Here is a 17,344-nt window from a genome sequence, read left to right as displayed (position 1 = left end):
GTCCTTTCAGTCGGATGTGGAAGCAGTCGGCAGGATGGAAAGAAGATCGTTGCCGATGCAGCAGCGGAAATAACGCGGAGATTTGAAGGCGCCGATGGCGGCCTCGGCAACGGGTCGGGGCAGGGGCTGGCCTGCGGCGCAGTGGAAGAACAAGGGACGGATGGCCGCGACCGCCGGGGCAGAGCTGCGGCAGGAGACCTTGGCCTTGCAGACCACCGCAGCCTGCGTCCTCAGCAGGCGACAGCCACCCCCGGGTGCGGGGGGATCGGCCGGAGCGGCGGTCGCAAGAACAAGCAGAAACAGCGCCGCTGCGGTTCTGGCTGCGTGCAAAGATACCATGCTCCCGGTGCCCCCGTTGCTGTTTTCCTGAATGGCCCGCCTCACGCGCATCACCCCCACGCGCGATCCAGCCCCTTCTAATCGCGAACCACATTGAGGGTGGCATGGTTCGCAGGGGGCGTTCTTGATTTTAATCAAGGATCGTAACGTTCCGGGCATAGGGTGCCGGAACGTCATGCCGTTCATGTGAAGGCCGAAGCAGGGTTGCAGCGGATGGCCCCGCGTATCGTGCAGACCAGAGGGCAGCAGGATCGGTCGGAGCCTCTCAGGGCAAGTCCCTGCGCCTCAGGCCGCGGCCAGGCGGCGGCGGTATTCGCTGATCTGCCGCGCGGTGGTTGCGTTGCGCTGCTCTGGCGTCTGGCCCTGGTACCAATCCGCGGTCCAGGCTGTCATGTCACCGGCGTCAAGCATCGGCTGCCAGCCCAAGAGCTGCCGCGCGGCGCTGCAATCCAGTTTGAGAAGGTTCGCCTCATGCAGGCTGTTGTCCGGCTGGCTGCTCCACTGGAATTCCGGCCCAAGGGTTTCGGCGAAACTGGAAATCATCGCCTCGACAGAAAGCGTCATGTGATCGGCCGGGCCGAAATTCCAGCCCTGAGCGCAGCGCCCGGGGTCGGAGATCCCCATTTCGGCAAGGCGCAGATAGCCCGCCAGCGGATCCAGCACATGCTGCCAGGGGCGCAGGGCGCCGGGGTGGCGCAGGTGCAGAGGGTTACCACTGGCAAAGGCTCGCATGGCATCCGGCACGATCCGGTCCGGGCTCCAGTCGCCGCCGCCGATCACATTGCCGGCCCGCCCCGAGGAGAGCGCCACGCCATGCTCTGCCAGTCGGTCCGGCGGGAAATAGGAATTGCGGTAGGAGGCGGTGACCAGCTCGGTGCAGCCCTTGCTGCTGGAATAGGGGTCATGGCCGCCCATGGCATCGGTTTCCCGGTAGCCCCAGATCTGTTCGCGGTTCTCGTAGCATTTGTCGCTGGAGACCACGACAACCGAGCGCAGCGAAGGTGCCGCCGTGCGGCAGGCCTCCAGAAGATGCACGGTGCCCATGACATTGGTCGCATAGGTTTCCACCGGCGCCGCATAGGAATAGCGCACCAGCGGCTGCGCCGCCATGTGGATGACGATCTCGGGGTCAAACCCCTTGACCGCCTGGCGCAGCGCCTCCTGATCGCGCACATCCCCCGGCACATGGTCGATCTGCGCCGCCAGGCCCAGCTCGTCAAAGAAGCTCTGGCGTCCCTCGGGCACGCCCTCCATCGCGGGCGGCAGCGCAAAACCACGCACCTGGGCCTGCATCTGCAGCAGCCAGGCGGTCAGCCAGCTGCCCTTGAACCCGGTATGCCCGGTCACAAATACACGGCGCCCCTGCCAGAATGAGGATGCGCTGTCGAAGTCAGTGTTGCTCACGTTGGTGCCTTATCTGCGGTGGCGTGCCTTTGGTGCTCTGCCTGTTGGTGTCTTTCTGTCCGGGTCAGGAAACATGCTGCAGTTGACGGCTGCCGGTGATGCTGGACCTGTCCGCGATCCTTCCTGCTCCGGTTCTCACGTCTTGGTGATCCCGCAGGGCGCGGCACGTTGTGCAGCAGGCGGGCAGGGGTCTGCGGGGCGGCAGCGGTCGGCTCATGATCCATCTTTGCAAGGGTTTCCAGCGCGGGATTTCCAGTACGGGGCTGATGTCTGAAGGCCTAGGAGAAAATGGTTACCAAACTCGAAACACCTCATCCGGGTAAAAGAAAATTAACCGCGTCCGCTTATCGCTAAATTTCAAGAGAAATTGAAAATGATGCGAGCAAGTGCATGAAAGTTGTTATTCTGGCCGGCGGCCTGGGCACCCGGATCAGCGAAGAATCCCACTTGCGGCCAAAGCCGATGCTGGAGATCGGCGGCAAACCCATCCTGTGGCACATCATGAAGTCCTACAGCGCCCATGGGCTGACGGATTTCGTCATCCTCTGTGGCTACAAAGGCCATATGATCAAGGAATATTTCACCAACTACCTGCTCTATAATGCAGATGTGAGCGTCAATCTGGGCACCGGAGAGTTCAATATCCTGAACCACTCCGCCGAGCCCTGGCGTATCACCATGCTGAGCACCGGTGAGCTGACCCAGACCGGCGGCCGCCTGGCCTATGCCCGGCCGTATCTGGACGAGACTTTCTGCCTGACCTACGGCGACGGGGTCTCCGATGTCGATCTGACCAGCCTCCTTGGCTTTCACTTTGCCGAAGGCCGTCAGGCAACGGTCACCGCAGTGCAACCCACCGGCCGCTATGGCAGCATCGAGATGGACGGCAGCGCCGCCACCGGTTTCGTGGAAAAACCGGCGGGCGACAACCACTGGGTCAGCGGCGGCTTCTTCGTCTGCGAACCCTCGGTGCTGGATCAGATCGAAGGACCAGAGACGATCTGGGAAAAGGGGCCGATGCAGAACCTTGCGCAGGAGGGGCAGCTGTCGGTCTACAAGCACCGCGGGTTCTGGAGCGCGATGGATACGCTGCGCGACAAGACCTATCTGGAAGGCCTGTGGAACAGTGATCAGGCGCCCTGGAAGACCTGGTCATGATCCATGCCAGATCTGCTTCTGTCTGCCTTGTCCCTGCTTGGCGCCTTTTGCTACAGGCCACAGCCGCATGAGGATACGCGCGGCAGTGTCTGGCGACTGTCCCGTACCGTGACCCTGGAACCGGCCTGTCTGGCCTCTCTCTCTTTGACTTCCGGCTTTGCGGCCGGACCCCCAGCACATTCGAACAGGAAACTTCACGTATGTCAGACCTGAAACTCAGTATCTGCATTCCAACATTCAACCGGGCCAGATATCTGGAGACGGTGCTGGCGCATCTGGAGGAGATCCTGCCGCAGCTGCCCTTTGAAACCGAAGTTCTGGTCTCTGACAATGCTTCCGAAGACAGCACCCAGGCTGTGCTGGAGGCGGCGCGGGAGCGGCTGCCTCTGCGAACCTTCCGGCAGGAGACAAACATCGGGGCGGTGCCGAACATTCATTCGGTGATGAGCGCGGCCAAGGGCAGGTATCTCGTCTATCTCGCGGATGACGACCGGCTGCAGCCCGAGGCCCTGCAAAGTGCCATCACCATGCTGGAGGTCAACCCCTCCGCCAGCGGTCTTTATGCCCCCTGGCAGATCAAGGATCTGGTCACCGGCGAGGTGCAAGCGCAATTCTACAGCCAGCCGCGCGATGTCACCATTGGTCAGGGCAAATATGCCCAGCTGCTGGAGCATATCGTAGAGCACCGCATCTACTCGGAAATCTGCATCCTGCGCCGGGAGGCTTTCCGCGCCCTGCACCCGATCGCCACCGATATTGCATTCTGGGCCTTCACCATTCCTGCCGAATACTTGGGGGCGGGGGATCTGATCTATGCCAAGGACCCCTTCTATATCTCCGTCAGCCGTCACTTCGAAGGCGATACACGCTCGCAGCTGGGGTTCCGCGATGTCATGAGCGCCTGGGACATCTACCGCGGTGGCCTGGAGGTTCTCTATGGTCTGGCCCTGACCCATGGCGGTCTGACCAAGCCGGATATGGTTGCCAACTATCTGCGGATTCACCCGATCGAACGCATGCTCACGGGGCTGCGGCTGCGGTTGAATCTGGGCGCCGACCCGCTGGAAAACTATGCGCTTGCGGCGCGGCTGCGCGGGCTGGGGCAGGTCGATAATCTGCCTGTTCCGATGGCGCAGATCCGAAGTACGGCGGCGCTCTATTTTGCCTGTGTCAAACTGCCCGAAACCCTGCGGGCCGAGGGGGTCGCGGTCATCGGAGATTACCCGGAGGCCTCTCTGCAGCAGCTCAAGACCTTCACCATCCTGCCGGTCCGGCGCGTGACCGAGGCCGAGGGTATCACCGAGCGGGATGTCGTCCTCGATTTCGGTTGCGAGGAGGAAGTCTTGTGCGACGCCGCGCGGGAGCGCGCGCTGGCGCATGTCACGGGCACCCAGTTGGAGCAGAAATTCGTATGAAGAGAGGCTGCGGGCAGCAATGATGCGTATCCTTCTGACTGGATCCACCGGATTTGTCGGCCGCGCTGTTACACGGCAGCTGCGCCAAGGCGGCCATGAGTTGTGTCATGTCATCCGGAAGGGTTCGGCCGGGCGCATCTGTGCCCCGGATCCCCGGGACCGCGTCGTCGAGGTCGAGGATCTCTTTGCGCAACCCGCCGATTGGTGGGCGGAAACCGCCCGCGGTTATGATCTGGTGCTGCACATGGCCTGGTATGCGGAGCCGGGCAAATACCAGACCTCGCTCAAGAATCTGCACTGTGTAGCCGGCACCATGGCTCTGGCCGAAGGCGCCCGGCAGGCCGGGGTGCCGCGTTTCGTGGGGCTCGGCACCTGCCTGGAATACGATCTGAACGGCGGCCAGGCCTTCCAGGACACGCCGCTGGCGCCGGAGTCGCCCTATGCCGCCGCCAAGGCGGCCTGCGCAACCGCTCTGCAAGCGGCGCTGCCGCAGGCCGGTGTCTCCTTTCTCTGGGCGCGGCTGTTCTATCTGCACGGAGCGGAAGAGGACCCCCGGCGGCTGGTCGCCTCGCTGCATGCGCATCTGGCCGAAGGCCGTCCGCTGGAGCTTAGCAGCGGCACACAGATCCGCGACTTTATGGATGTCGATGCCGCCGCCGCCCTGCTGGTTCAGGATGCCCTGTCCCCGCGCAGCGGCATCAGCAATATCTGCAGCGGCACCGGCATTTCGGTGCGCGCCCTAGCCGAAAGCATCGCCGACCAATACGGCCGCCGGGATCTGCTGATCTTTGGCGCCCGCCCCGGCAATCCGGATGATCCGCCCTGCGTGATCGGCCACCGCACCGATGCCCCGCTTCCCATCTGACCCCCCTATCGAGCAAGAGACTGACACCATGACCGACTTCAAAACCGAGATTACCGGCCGCATCAAGGAAATGGGTGCAAACCCCACCATTCAGACAACCGCGCTGGATTTCCTGCGCAGCTCCGCCAAGGCGCAGTATTCCTACAATTTCCACTGGATGGACCGCCCGATCATTCAGTACCCGCAGGACATCGTCGCCATGCAGGAGCTGATCTACAAGCTGCGGCCGGATCTGATCATTGAAACCGGCATCGCTCATGGCGGCTCGCTGGTGTTCTCCGCCTCGATGCTGGCCATGCTGGATATGGTCGATGCCATCGAAGCCGGGGAAAGCTTTGATCCGGCGGTCTCCAAACGCAAGGTTCTGGGCATCGATATCGACATCCGCGCCCACAACCGCGCCGCCATCGACGCCCATCCGATGCGCTCGCGGATCGAGATGATCCAGGGCTCCTCGGTGGATCCCGAGATCATCAGCCAGGTCCGCGATTTCGCGGCCGACTACAAGAAGATCCTGGTCTGCCTCGACAGTAACCACACCCATGAACACGTCCTGGAAGAGCTGCGTGCCTATGCCCCGCTCACCTCCTCCGGCAGCTACTGCGTGGTGTTCGACACTCTGGTCGAAGACATGGAAGAGGACACCTATCCGGACCGTCCCTGGGGCAAGGGTAATAATCCCTATACCGCCGTGCAGTCCTATCTGCAGGAGAGCAGCAGCTTCGAGACCGACAGCGAGATCCACGAACGCCTGCTGATCACCGTCGCAAAGGGCGGCTTCCTGCGCCGCATCGACTGACGCGGGATTTACTAGGGAATAGATCACAGCCGGTGCGGGAAAGTCGCGCCGGTTATAACGGCAGGTCGTTACATTTTCCGGCGGTTATTTGTGTTCCGGTGGTGGTGCGGTGCGGCCATTGCAGAGGTCGGTGCCTCTCTGCGGCGTCGAGTGAGTAAATGGGCAACTGCGCCGCATAATTTTAACGGGATAGATCCACATCAAACTCCTCCAATAGCTTTTTGTTGTGTGGTTCGAAGAGACCCCGAAACGAGGCCAACTCCATTTCGGGACATGGAAATCGCATATGGCCACGATGCACTGAACGGTGTGGGTTGCGGCTGAGGTCATGATGAATTCTGAAGGTGGACTGTCCCCCTTGAGCCCATCACCGCCATGCATCTGTTCTTGTCGGCCTTCGAAGACGTCCTCGATCCCCGCGCTGCGAACGCGCGGCATGACTTAGGCGAACTGCTCGTCATCGCCTTCGTGTCGGTTCTTTGCAGAGCGACCTCCTGCGCTAAGATGGCAGCCTTCGGGCGAGCGAAGGAAACCGTTTTCAGGGGCTTCTTCAAGCTCAAGTACACGGTTCCTTCGCATGACATCTTCTCGGCATCAGTCAAATGATCTGGCGACGAACAATTCCGTCGGAAGGTTATCGCGAGCTAGAGGTCTAGGCAGTCCGGTTCCGAATTTCCAAGTCTGGCTACTGTCGTTGAGGGCTTTTGGGCAAGGTCCTCGCTTGGATATTTCTGAGAATCTCCTGCGCCCGTTCGGCGCGGAAACGTTTGGCGTGAACCTCGTAGCTCTTGGCGACCTGAATGCTGGTTTGACCGCAGAGAATACGAGCCAGTTCGGCGCCATAGGCCCCATGTTTTGCCATTGCGTCATGTACGAGGGTGCGAACGATATGTGGGGCATGTCCTGTCGCCACTTTGAAGTTGTAGGCCAACGTTCGGGAAGAAAGATGCCGGTTCATCTCCGTGCCGAAGAGGGGCGTGCCGATACGTCCAGCGTATCGAAGATGCACTGACCCGCTTTCACCGTATAGCAACAGGTCATCGAGATATGGCGTCAAGCTGTGATGGAGCGAACCATTATGACGATAATCCGATTTTCCGGACGTGAGGTTCAAGAACCAGCCGGTTTCACGACGCTGGATCTGCTCGTCGACAATCAGACCGGTGACATCCGAGATCCGCAGAGGAACCATGGATAGTAAAGCGAGAACAGCTGAGCGCTGAAAATAGGTTCGCCGCTTGTTCATCGTGTCGGCCTGGCTCGCCTTCTGGCGCCATTTGACCCCGGCCTTTGCAACATCTCGCAGAGTGATGGGGCGCGCAGCCATCTTACGTACTTTGGTCGGGACCTCCCGCATCATGGCCTCGCGGTAAATTTCGCAGTCTTCCAGGATTAGGCGCCGCTCCGCCGTAGAATACTTCACCTCTTTCGCCATGGCTTGGACGCCCGAAAGGTAGGTCAGTCTCGTGCTGTTGCGAAGCTTGCGAGCGTCGAGGTCGTCGATGAAGACGGACAGCCCGTCGCGGGATAGCTCCAAGGGCAGGCCAGCTTTCTGGACCACAGCCAGGTATTGGCCAAAGGATACGATCGTTTTCTGGATCGATGCTTTTGAGTATCTGCGGCGGCCTCGGCGAGGCTTTTCGAAGCGCTTGACGGCGAGTTGAAACTTCCGGGGAAACTGTTCCAGGGGCAAGGATTTGCGTTCAGGCATCACGCAGTACCCCGCATCAGGACATTACTCTGGATCTGGGCAAGAAGTTTCTGGCCCTCTTCATGTTTGCGAGCCTGGTCGACGAACACGTAGTTTTTTCGGACGGTTGCCTCTGTGTCCCCCAGCAGGGCCGCGATGATCGCGTAATCAGCGCCCGGCTGGTTGGCCATGATTGTCGCCAAGGCGTGGCGAACCTGGTGCGGCGTCATTGGTACGCCTGCGCTGAGGGTAGCATCTCGCCAGATGGAGCTCAGGCGCGCATAGGACACCCCGCCAAAAAGCCGATCGGGCTGTCGAAGGTGAGGGGCGATGTGGGCTGCCAAGAGGCGCGGACGTACTTCGTGCGCGAACCAGGAGACGATTTCCCGCGGATCTCCACCACGCTTCGCAAGCAATGTAATGTAGTGGTGGGAGTATCCGTTCTTGACGATGTCAGGCGGCGTGGTCAGCACAAGGCCGCGTCGGCTTCCATGGAGTTGGACATCTGCGCTCTCACCACCGTAAGTCAGCTGGAGGAGGGTGGAAATCCGCAGGGGCAGGGAGGTCCAGATCGCTGCGGCACAGGCCGCGATCCCCAATGCGATGGCCGCGTCCTTTTCACGCTGGGATCCTGTTTCGTAGGCCTGCATGGCCTTCTTCGCCTTGTGAAAGAGCGCGTTCGGCAAGCTGAAAAACGCAGCCTGCTTGTGGTGATCGAGCAGGAAGGCTTCACACCAGCCACGCCGAGAGGTCGACATGGATTTGACGTTCTCGAACTCACTGAAATCGCCAATGACTTCGGTCAGCGCCTCGGCATCATGACCGCTGCCGCGAACGAAGAGCTTCCAGTTGTTGACGTATTCGAACAATGTTGTCGGCTGTAAAGGCTGCCAGGGGACGTCACCATTCAATTCTTGCTCAATAACGTCCGCCAGCAGTTCCGGATTGGCCATTTCGGATACCGAACAGGCCTGCTCGCGCTGGAGAATGCCTGCGTCAACCATGGCCCTGTAGACATAGGTGACACCGCGCATCGCTTGCTCTGCGCGCGCAGGTGAACAGGCGCTCTTCCGCTTGCGGCGGTGGCCTTTTCGTTCTCCCTGGATACGCTTCTGTTTCCAGGTCTCAGCCTCGGTTGACAAGGGTTCGGGAAGCGCAAGACGGATGCAGTGCGTCCTGGATTTCTGCACCGGGATTCCGAAATCCGGAGACGTCTCAACAGAGAGGACATTTCGGTGCTTGTGGATCAGCTTGCTTGCAGCCTTGATGGATCGGTGGCGACCCGGCATATCCGCCGTGTCCACAGCACCCTGGAGCCACGAGTGTAAAACCTCGATCGGGGCAAGAGATTCTTGGCGCGCAGCGTTTGCCAGGACTGTGACGGCAATCAGCTTCTTGGCAGGAACCCCTGCAGTTTCAAGGTCTGTCATAAGCTTGGACCAGTTATCGTCAGGGTCGGCGGTGGCGACCGGTTTGGCGGTGCCGAAGAATGCGGTCAAAGCGGAACGTACCTGTGATCGCCAAGCCGAGAATGACGACGTTGACTTGAACCCGACTGGCAGCTGTCGCACGGGGCCGCGGCCCCAGGTCTTGTCAAAGGCATCCAGATCCGCCGGGATCTGTTCCAAGGGAACGCCATAGTGCGGCAGTTTTTTCATCTTCCGTACAGACCCAAGGACTTTCTTCTGGAAGGCTGGGGTGAATGGGTTATCGGTCTCGATCCAGTGGACCATGTCAGCGATCGTTTTCATGGATTTCAGGGTGTCCATCACGTATATTCCAAGTCAATAAAATAATTGATGTATTTTCAAAGTGAGGCGTACAGCATAGGAAGTTTCGAAAAACATCTAACGGTGGTGTACGCCTCACTTTTTGCCACATCCTCACCTTTGGTCAGGATCGGCAGGCGGATAAACGCATAAGCTCCTTCGGTCCCGTACAAAACTCCTGGCCAAGTTTTTTGGTACAGAGGGAATTTTATCGGCTCGACGATCTCGACAAAGTATCGGACTTCGTCGAGTTGCGAGGGCGAAATGCTTTCCGTCCCGACCAAGCGAGATTGGTCGGGGTAAACTAAACTGTAGTTCATATTCATCGTTTACTTGAAGTTCCTAAGCTGGATCAGCCAAGGCTGTAGCTCTTCGGCATTCATCTCGCGTCGGACGAGCAACTCTGCGGCAAGGCGTTCAAGCAGACTCCGGTGCGGTTGCAGGAGGTCACCCGCCATTCGCTCGAATTCCTCGAGCTTAACGCGCACACGATCCCAGTACTTCTCGGAGATCCGCGATATATCAGGTTCTCCAAGCCAGGCGGGACCGTGAATTCCGAGCCCTGCTTGTCGGTCGAAAAACATCTGTAGATGGGTCGCCTGCGCGAGATCGCTCCCTTGACCACCGCCGCCGCCGGCACTGACATTTCCAAGCACAAGGCGCTCCGCAGCACGGCCCGCCATGTGCATCATCATCTCACGCTCGAACTCTGCAAGCGTCGCCTCGCGGATCGCGGACCGCCGTATCGTATGTCCGTCCTCCTGTCCGACCACGACACGTTCGATTGCTGCCGTGCCGAGCAACATCGATGTGATCAACGCATGCCCAGCCTCGTGGACAGCGATCCGGCGCTCGACGACGGGGGTCTCCGAGCGCCCGGCACTCAGCTGCGCTGCGAGATACTCTGTGGTGAACCTGATCCCCTCGCGACGGGCCGCGGCCTTCGCCGCGCGCAACGTCACGTCGATCTGGGCTGGCGTCTGGCCGACACAGTGGCGCGCCAGGCACGTCAGATCAACAGCTTCAGGAAGCTCTCCCTGCAGGATATGAACAATTTGCTCCAGCGACGGTCGCCCCAGTTCGACGATCTGATCAAAGCGGCCTGGCCGCCGGATCGCTGGATCAAGGGTGTCCAAAGCATTGCATGCTCCGAGCAGTATGGCGCCTTCGAGCGCAAGGAACTTGTCGATTTCCCGGAGCAGCGTGTTGATCACTTGACGGCGGTAGTTGCTGTTGTGCCGATCACGGTTGTCACGGGCGCCAAATGAATCGACCTCATCGATGAAGACGATGCAAGGGCGGCGCGCCCCCGCGTCGGAGAATGTCCTGAGCATAGCAGAGAGCATGTCGCCGAGATGGCCTTTTGCCTGCCATTCGCCGACACTCGCAATGACGATCGCCACGTCCGCTGACCGCGCAATGGCCTGCGCAAGGACCGTCTTGCCTGTGCCTGGTTCGCCGTAGAACAGCAATGACCGGGGAATCTCGGACCAGCGCGCCGCACCCTGCTTGCCTGCCTGAATATCGGCGACGAGAGCTGCCGCCGCGCGATGTGCGGCTGACGAGCCGCCGATCTCTTCAAGTGTGAGGCCGTCCTTGCGCACGGAACGATCAGGCCGTGCCATATTCTGTAGCTTGCGGGCAGCTTCGAGTGCCGAAGGCGAGCGCAAGGCCATGATCACTGACGGGTAGTCGAGCTGCGCCAAAGTTGCATCGTCCGGAAGATGGTGCGCAACAGTCGTCCGCTCCTCTGTATCGGACAGATTGTAGAGCTCGCAGAACAGAGTCAGCATGATGGTGCGATCAACAGCCGCGAGGCGTTCCGCCTCTGGCAAGATGCGCTTGAGAGACGCAGACAGCTCCAGCCCGTCAGGCAGCAAGATCAAAACCGGGGCCGGGAAAGACAGTGCTTCGGTGATGCGGTTTTCGAATGCCACCTGCATCGCTGTGGAAACTTCCCCGGAATACTGCGTATCGGGCTTGCAGAGTTGCAGGACCGGCTCACTCGGTCGATGGGGGCTGCGCGTGTGGACCCGTATGTCGAGAGGCACCCCGCCATGTTTCAGAAGATACTCGATGCCGGGCAGTTCGCGCGGCTTGATGCCGGTCCAGACAGTCACGCCTCCCGGGCGCCGAACCTGATCCTGAAATCGCTCCTCGGGCCCGAAACTGGCGGCGATACGGAAAAGCATGAGGAGGCGGCCAGGATGCGTATCCATGATGCCATCCGCCTGCGGATCCCGCTTGCGGCCACTATCCACATCCCAGAATTCGACCTCGTCGACAGGTCCGGGGATGACGCTTTCACGCAGACGCCGAGCTAGTGTGAGGGCGTATGGTCGCCAAACAGGGGGGTAGTCATTGGGTGGGAAATACTGAGTCACGTTGCTCTCCTTGAGAACGGCGCGCCCTATCCGAGATTCTCAGTGTCATCCATCCCCAAATTTTAACTATAAGCACATGATAAATATATATTTTTCATTTTCGCACACTTTGAAACGCTTGACTGAGATCGCTTTAATCGAACACGATGCAACATCCACCCTTATTCCACTGATCCAGCCGTGCCATCGGCTGATCAGCATCAGAAAATGAAGAAAGTTTTTTCGCATTTCGTCGTTGCTGGCGTGACTTCGCGTCACCTACCGCCATATACGGGCGGCGATGTCCTGCTCCTCGCGGCCGACGGCATTGGCATAGATCGCCGTGGTCGACAGCTGCGCATGCCCAGTCAGCGCTGCAGCATGTGAACCGGCACACCCTGCACGGTGGTAAGCGGCGTCTGCCGGGCGCCGGGCTGTCAACTTGACGGCTTGAAGTTCCAGGGAGGAGCACGTCGAGCTGGCTGGCAGGGTGACCTGCAGCGATGGCTTCGAGGGTGGCCTTGAGATATGCCGCCGCACAATCAAAAGCCGTGAGCTCGCCCGGGACTCCCTGACGTGCTCGTCCGCACCAAGGGCTGGAACCTGTCAACCAGCAGGCACCGAAATTCCCAATGGGATGTGGACGGCGCATACGAACCATCAATCTGGATCAGCTCACCATAGCATTCGCGCCGTAAGCGAGGTTGATGGAAGGTCCGGCGCTGTTTCCGCGAGAGCCAGATGCCGTCTTCGATCATCCATTTTCGCACACTTTGAAACGCTTGACTGAGATCGCTTTAATCGAACACGATGCAACATCCACCCTTATTCCACCGATCCAGCCGTGCCATCGGCTGATCAGCATCAGAAAATAAAGAAAGATTTTCGCAAGGTCTCACGAGACACCGTGAACCCGTGATGCTCAGCCAGCTTCTCAGCTGCCAGTGTTGGGCCGAAATCCGGGTAATTCTCTTTGATCAGGCTCAGAGCATAATCGCGCTTTGCATGATGGACACGGTTGTTTGGAGGTTTGCCGCGCGCCTTATGCCGGATCGCTGAGGCGCCATCCTGCCGGTATCGCTTGATAAGCCGGAACACTTGCCGCCTTGTCAGATTCAGCAGGTTTGCCGCATTGTCTACCGTCAGCCGACCATCATCGACCTGCGCCAAAACCTCAACACGGTTCAACTCGCGCTCGCTCATCATCACCCATCCCATGTCCGCTCGTTCTCGCTACCGTATGCGAGGATAGTGACACTTCTGCTTTGCTGATGGGTGACATTACTGCTTTGCGGCTACACGTATTAATCGTATAATGATAATTATGTAATGTTTTAACGGGTGCTGCACAGACCGCATCTGCAATGGATGCGGTTTGACCCTCATCACGCGGTCTCGCTAGGACACGATGCCGCCATCTGGAGATCATCGAAATCGAAACAGAGCGCCCTGAAGAGTTTCCCAGAACTTCATTTTGGAAAGCCTAGGGCTCTCACTGAGGAGAGCCCTGGCGACCTCGGCAAACTCTTGGATATCCATCCTTGCGATTGGACTGCATCTTCGCAGCGGCGGAGGCCTTTCAGCCGATCACAGCCTCCTCGCAAGGAGCTAACACAGCCGCACCCCATACGGAAGTGTTCACTATTGAGGGGGCCTCAAGTGACAGGTGGCGCTCGTTGCCATTTATGGTCCTCCGTTTCCTAATCATAGGGACGGACCACTTCTTTGGGGGAAGCTCAAGTATGCGAAAAAACGATCACTATCACTACCTCGGCGTGCGCACACCGCAACGGCACTGTATTCGACCCGTCTTACCTTATTGCTAGTCTTGACGATGTCCGAGACGAGACTGAGCGGATGCTGTGGCGTATTGCGGTTCATGAATGTGGACATGCACTGCTTGCAACGCTCCTTGGTGCTGGTCCGGTGGATCAGATCATCATTTCCCAAGCTCGCAGCATGACAATGCGTCAGTATCCAGTCAAAGAAGTGGCCTGCTGCCGGTTTCTTGGACACCGAGATAGGGTGTTTATGAAACTGGAGAACCAAACAGACTACATAGAGGCCTATCAAGAGGACCATGACGTGAGGGTATCCTACCTAGCTGTTCGCCATCTGAGCGGATGGGGTGTCAATTCCATCCGCTCAGATGGATCAGATTGCCTCCCTTGCAGTCGAGGGGGGCGGGATTACTGGGGTATGCCACCACCGAAATGGGTGGCGAATAAGCCGTAGCGATTGTCCGGGCGGTCCACACCTTGACCACCTGTTCCCCGAACCACGACCTGCCGCAGGTGTAGCGCGCCAGATCCCCGACCGAGGGTACTACCGACTTGGCCGTTTCCATCCCGTAGCGGCCTCCTTGGTTGTCGGCAGTGCCCGCAACTCACAGGTCCACAGGCCTGCTCTCGGACCGGCAGCGCAACAGGGCTTGGTTCAGGTCCATGGTGCGGATCGGTTTGCTCAGCACCCCGTCAAAGCCCTCGTGCAGCAGCGAGTCCACCTGGTCCGGCATGGTATGGGCCGTCACCGCAAAAACCGGGGCAAGTTCCGCTCCACCGGCCTGTTTGCGGATCTCGTGCAGCGCCTCGATGCCAGAGAGCTTCGGCATGGAAATATCCATAAGCAGGCAGTCAAAGGCCCCCGGCTCCCAGGTTGCGACGGCCTCTGCCCCGTCGTGGCACAGCACCGCCTGATGGCCCATCCGGCTCAGCAGCTTGCCGATGATCAGCCTATTGGTGGCATTGTCCTCGGCCACCAGGATGCGCAGCGGCGGGCCGGAGGTCTCAGATCCTGCGGGGGGCTGGGCAAGGAGCAGAGCCTCGGAGGGGGGCGGCGGCAGATCGGCGCCCGTCCCTGTTTCTGTCTCCGCGTCCGCTTTGGCGGCTGTCTCAGGGGGCGCGGCGTCCGCATCATCGGCCTGCTCCAGCGGCAGCCGCACCCGTATGGTGGTGCCCTGCCCCGGCTCTGAAGCGATCTCCAGCTGGCCCTGCATCAGCGTCACCAGCTCCGAGACGATGGCGAGGCCCAGGCCGGTGCCACCAAAGGCCCGGGTGCTGGAATTGTCGGCCTGTTCGAATTTACCGAACACCCGCTGCAGCTCTTCCGGGGTCATGCCAATGCCGCTGTCGCGCACCTCGAGGCACAGGTGCCCGTCGCCCGAGAATTCGGCGCTGAGCCGTACCTCTCCAACTTCGGTGAATTTCAGCGCATTGCCGCAGAGGTTATGCAGGATCTGGCCGATCCGGCGGGCATCGCCAAGCCGCGCCGTGCCGGTGCCCGGTGCCAGTGCCAGTTCCAGCGCCACGCCCTTGCGCTCGGCCACCACCCGGTGCAGCGAGGCGACCTGCTCCAGCACCGTCTTCGGCACGAAGGGGGCGATGTTCAGCTCTTCCTTGCCCGCTTCGATGCGGGCCAGATCGAGAATGTCGTTGAGGATCGACAGCAGCCCCTGTGCCGAGGTTTCCGCGGTGGTCAGCATTTCGCTCTGCTCGGCGTCGAGCCGGGTGTCCTCCAGCAGTTGCAGGGTGCCGAGGATACCGTTCATCGGGGTGCGGAGCTCGTGGCTCATATTGGCGAGAAAAGCGGTCTTGGCCGCGTTGGCGGCTTCGGCGCGGGCGCGGGCCTCGTCGAATTCGGTGACATCCACCCGCAAGCCGACCCGGCCGCCATCGGGTGTGTTACGTTCATAGATCTGCAGGATGCGCCCGTTGCTGAGCCGCTGGCGCAAAGAGCCGCTTTCCTTGCCGTGCTGGGCCAGGCGTTCCTTCAGCCAGTCCTCTTCGCGGCCCCTGGCCTCTTCATATTCGCCATGCTCCAGCCCGTAGCGCCGGATGTCCTCAAACCGGACACCTTCGCGGATCATCGGGGCGCTGGCGGAATAGATTTCACGGTAACGGGAATTGGCCAGCACCAGCCGGTCGTCGGCATCATAATAGACAAAGCCGTCCGGCAGCGCCTCGACCGCGGCCACCAGCCGGGCATGAGCCACTTCCGCCGCCTGCTGGCTGGCATCGCGCAGGCTGGTGTCCTGCACCATGGCCACGAACCAGGGCTGATCGTCCATCATCAGCTGCAGGGTGATCTCCACCGGATAGCAGCTGCCGTCCCGGCGCTTGTGCCGGGTCTTGAAGCGCAGCACGCTTTGCCGCCCCGAGGTCAGCGGCTCGACCATCTTGCGGAAGGCTTCAGGGGTGAAATCCGGCTTGATGTCCAGCGGCGTCATCTGCGCCAGCTCTTTCATGTTGTAGCCGAGGTTGTCGCGGGCGCCCCGGTTCACCTCGGTGAACTTCAGACTGTCGGGGTCGAAGACATAGATCTCATGCAGGCTTTCTTCGATGATCCGGCCCAGCCGGGCGCTGCGCATGTTCTCTTCGGCGGCCTGTTTCAGCGGCGTGATATCCGTGAGCACCGCCACATAGCCTTCGAGCTGCCCGTCGGGGCCGTGCAGCGGGGTGACATCCAGCATCTGCCAGTATTCCCGCCCGGACGGGGCGCGGTTCAGCAGCTCGGCGGTGACCGGTCGCTGCGCGGCCATGGCCCGGGTGATGCGGGCGGTGCCCTCGGGATCCATATGGGCACTTTGCAGGATCTCGCTGGGGTTGAGGTTCTGCGCATCGCCGTTGCTGTAGCCGGTGAGCCGCTCGCAGGCGGGGTTGATCCAGCGGATGCGCTGCTCCGGGGTACAGAAAATCACCGGGCTCTGGGTGGCACGGGCGAGGCCGCGCAGCCGGGCATAGAACCGGCGCCGCCAGAAACTCTGGGAGCGGGTCAGCTCGATCAGGAAGAGACCGGGGCGCAGCGCGCTGATATTCCAGTGCAGCCGGTCCCCGCTCGCGGCCATGGTGGTGATCCGCGCCGGGCCTGCGCCGGGGCTGAGCCGTTCCGGCGACAGCGGCGGCGGGGAGACGAACTGCTGCATACCCGGCGCCGGACCCGGGCGCAGCGGCACAAGGCGCGCAAAGGCCTTGTTGGCATGCAGGATCGCGCCATCGCCGCCGAGCAGGGCCATGGGGCTCTGGGCTGCGCCGATCAGGGCGCGAAGCGCCGTATCATCCTGGGCATGCTCTGCCTGCGTCACCGAAAACCTCTTTAAATCCTAGTACGACCGGCCCTGTATCAAGGGTGCCAGCCGGGTGCCAGACACGTTCAGGACAGATCCAAGTCGCGCCCGGGCCGCCTGCAGCGCGTCCTTTGCCGGGTGCAAAGAGGCGTTCAGGCAGCGGTCGGGCGTCGGTTTCTGCCCCGATGATACGAAAACTAGCAGCCAACCGTTAGTAAGCGGTTCAAATCAGGAGAAAAACCGTCAAAGCGTCGCATTTTGGGCATGTTTTCGGGCGGGGCGGAGGCGGCCGACGGGCCCCGATCCAGTCCCGAACGGGGAAGAGACGAGACCGAAGGCCAGATTGGAAATCTGTACAGGGGGTCGATTCCGGCTGAGTGCAGAATGACACTCTAAGCGGCCAGGACGCGTCTTCCGTTCTCTCTGAGTTCCCCGTTGGGGCCGACATATCTGTAAATTGTGACGGGCTTGACGCCGAGT

At 60.5% G+C, this 17,344-nt stretch carries 12 protein-coding genes and 1 pseudogene; 5 read left to right on the top strand and 8 right to left on the bottom strand.

Translation table 11 applies throughout. From position 1 onward, the window contains the following. Positions 1–6: 6 nt before the first annotated feature. Together SM763_RS21710 and rfbG are read right to left on the bottom strand one after the other, a co-directional pair. Positions 7–339 carry a hypothetical protein gene (locus tag SM763_RS21710; RefSeq protein ID WP_368999739.1) on the bottom strand — a complete coding sequence of 111 codons (333 nt, stop codon included), beginning with the start codon at positions 337–339 and terminating at the stop codon, positions 7–9. Between the two features lie 285 nt (positions 340–624). Continuing rightward, positions 625–1,743 (bottom strand): CDP-glucose 4,6-dehydratase, encoded by a 1,119-nt coding sequence (rfbG, locus tag SM763_RS21705; RefSeq protein ID WP_368999738.1) that lies wholly within the window; start codon positions 1,741–1,743, stop codon positions 625–627. Between the two features lie 390 nt (positions 1,744–2,133). Here rfbG and rfbF point away from each other — a divergent pair, with 390 nt between their 5' ends. The 5 genes from rfbF to SM763_RS21680 all read left to right on the top strand — a co-directional run bounded on the left by rfbF (position 2,134) and on the right by SM763_RS21680 (position 6,586). Then, the gene (gene rfbF, locus SM763_RS21700; protein ID WP_274836161.1) at positions 2,134–2,901 is read left to right on the top strand and encodes a glucose-1-phosphate cytidylyltransferase; all 768 of its coding nucleotides are present in this window, start codon (positions 2,134–2,136) and stop codon (positions 2,899–2,901) included. Positions 2,902–3,101: 200 nt separating this feature from the next. Further along, positions 3,102–4,316, top strand: coding sequence for a glycosyltransferase family 2 protein (locus SM763_RS21695; RefSeq protein ID WP_368999737.1), 1,215 nt, complete (start codon positions 3,102–3,104; stop codon positions 4,314–4,316). A 19-nt stretch (positions 4,317–4,335) separates the two neighbouring features. Beyond that, on the top strand, positions 4,336–5,181 hold the full coding sequence (locus SM763_RS21690; protein ID WP_368999736.1) for an NAD-dependent epimerase/dehydratase family protein: 846 nt from the start codon (positions 4,336–4,338) through the stop codon (positions 5,179–5,181). 28 nt (positions 5,182–5,209) lie between these two features. Continuing rightward, entirely contained in the window at positions 5,210–5,980 is a 771-nt protein-coding gene (locus SM763_RS21685) for a cephalosporin hydroxylase family protein (RefSeq protein ID WP_368999735.1), read from the top strand. 375 nt (positions 5,981–6,355) lie between these two features. Further along, positions 6,356–6,586: a transposase family protein gene (locus tag SM763_RS21680; protein ID WP_368999734.1), complete on the top strand. Its 231-nt coding sequence runs from the start codon at positions 6,356–6,358 to the stop codon at positions 6,584–6,586. Between the two features lie 79 nt (positions 6,587–6,665). On the opposite strand, the gene SM763_RS21675 is transcribed toward SM763_RS21680, so the two are convergent. The 6 genes and pseudogenes from SM763_RS21675 to SM763_RS21645 form a co-directional block, all read right to left on the bottom strand. After that, positions 6,666–7,691: a hypothetical protein gene (locus tag SM763_RS21675; RefSeq protein WP_368999733.1), complete on the bottom strand. Its 1,026-nt coding sequence runs from the start codon at positions 7,689–7,691 to the stop codon at positions 6,666–6,668. Next, entirely contained in the window at positions 7,691–9,439 is a 1,749-nt protein-coding gene (locus tag SM763_RS21670) for a site-specific integrase (protein ID WP_368999732.1), read from the bottom strand. The genes SM763_RS21675 and SM763_RS21670 overlap by 1 nt, the downstream gene beginning before the upstream one ends. Positions 9,440–9,477: 38 nt before the next feature. Beyond that, positions 9,478–9,765: a hypothetical protein gene (locus SM763_RS21665; RefSeq protein WP_368999731.1), complete on the bottom strand. Its 288-nt coding sequence runs from the start codon at positions 9,763–9,765 to the stop codon at positions 9,478–9,480. A 3-nt stretch (positions 9,766–9,768) separates the two neighbouring features. Beyond that, positions 9,769–11,823, bottom strand: coding sequence for an AAA family ATPase (locus tag SM763_RS21660; protein ID WP_368999730.1), 2,055 nt, complete (start codon positions 11,821–11,823; stop codon positions 9,769–9,771). 867 nt (positions 11,824–12,690) lie between these two features. Then, positions 12,691–13,020: pseudogene (locus SM763_RS21650) on the bottom strand (helix-turn-helix domain-containing protein); the annotation flags it as partial. Between the two features lie 1,168 nt (positions 13,021–14,188). Next, complete coding sequence (locus tag SM763_RS21645; protein WP_368999729.1) at positions 14,189–16,882, bottom strand: PAS domain-containing hybrid sensor histidine kinase/response regulator; 2,694 nt, start codon at positions 16,880–16,882, stop codon at positions 14,189–14,191. Between the last annotated feature and the right edge of the window lie 462 nt (positions 16,883–17,344).

The organism is Pseudophaeobacter sp. C1-32P7 (assembly GCF_041008775.1).
Classification (GTDB): Bacteria; Pseudomonadota; Alphaproteobacteria; order Rhodobacterales; family Rhodobacteraceae; genus Phycobacter; species Phycobacter gallaeciensis_A.
The sequence above is the reverse complement of the archived record's forward strand: the minus strand, read 5'-3'. Positions and strand labels throughout refer to the sequence as shown.

Bases quoted from the DNA above. Each gene is read 5' to 3' on its own strand.
- SM763_RS21670 (WP_368999732.1), bottom strand. From the start codon at position 9,439: ATGGACACCCTGAAATCCATGAAAACGATCGCTGACATGGTCCACTGG.
- rfbF (WP_274836161.1), top strand. From the start codon at position 2,134: ATGAAAGTTGTTATTCTGGCCGGCGGCCTGGGCACCCGGATCAGCGAA.
- SM763_RS21665 (WP_368999731.1), bottom strand. From the start codon at position 9,765: ATGAATATGAACTACAGTTTAGTTTACCCCGACCAATCTCGCTTGGTC.
- SM763_RS21710 (WP_368999739.1), bottom strand. From the start codon at position 339: ATGGTATCTTTGCACGCAGCCAGAACCGCAGCGGCGCTGTTTCTGCTT.
- SM763_RS21680 (WP_368999734.1), top strand. From the start codon at position 6,356: ATGCATCTGTTCTTGTCGGCCTTCGAAGACGTCCTCGATCCCCGCGCT.
- SM763_RS21695 (WP_368999737.1), top strand. From the start codon at position 3,102: ATGTCAGACCTGAAACTCAGTATCTGCATTCCAACATTCAACCGGGCC.
- SM763_RS21685 (WP_368999735.1), top strand. From the start codon at position 5,210: ATGACCGACTTCAAAACCGAGATTACCGGCCGCATCAAGGAAATGGGT.
- SM763_RS21690 (WP_368999736.1), top strand. From the start codon at position 4,336: ATGATGCGTATCCTTCTGACTGGATCCACCGGATTTGTCGGCCGCGCT.
- SM763_RS21675 (WP_368999733.1), bottom strand. From the start codon at position 7,691: ATGCCTGAACGCAAATCCTTGCCCCTGGAACAGTTTCCCCGGAAGTTT.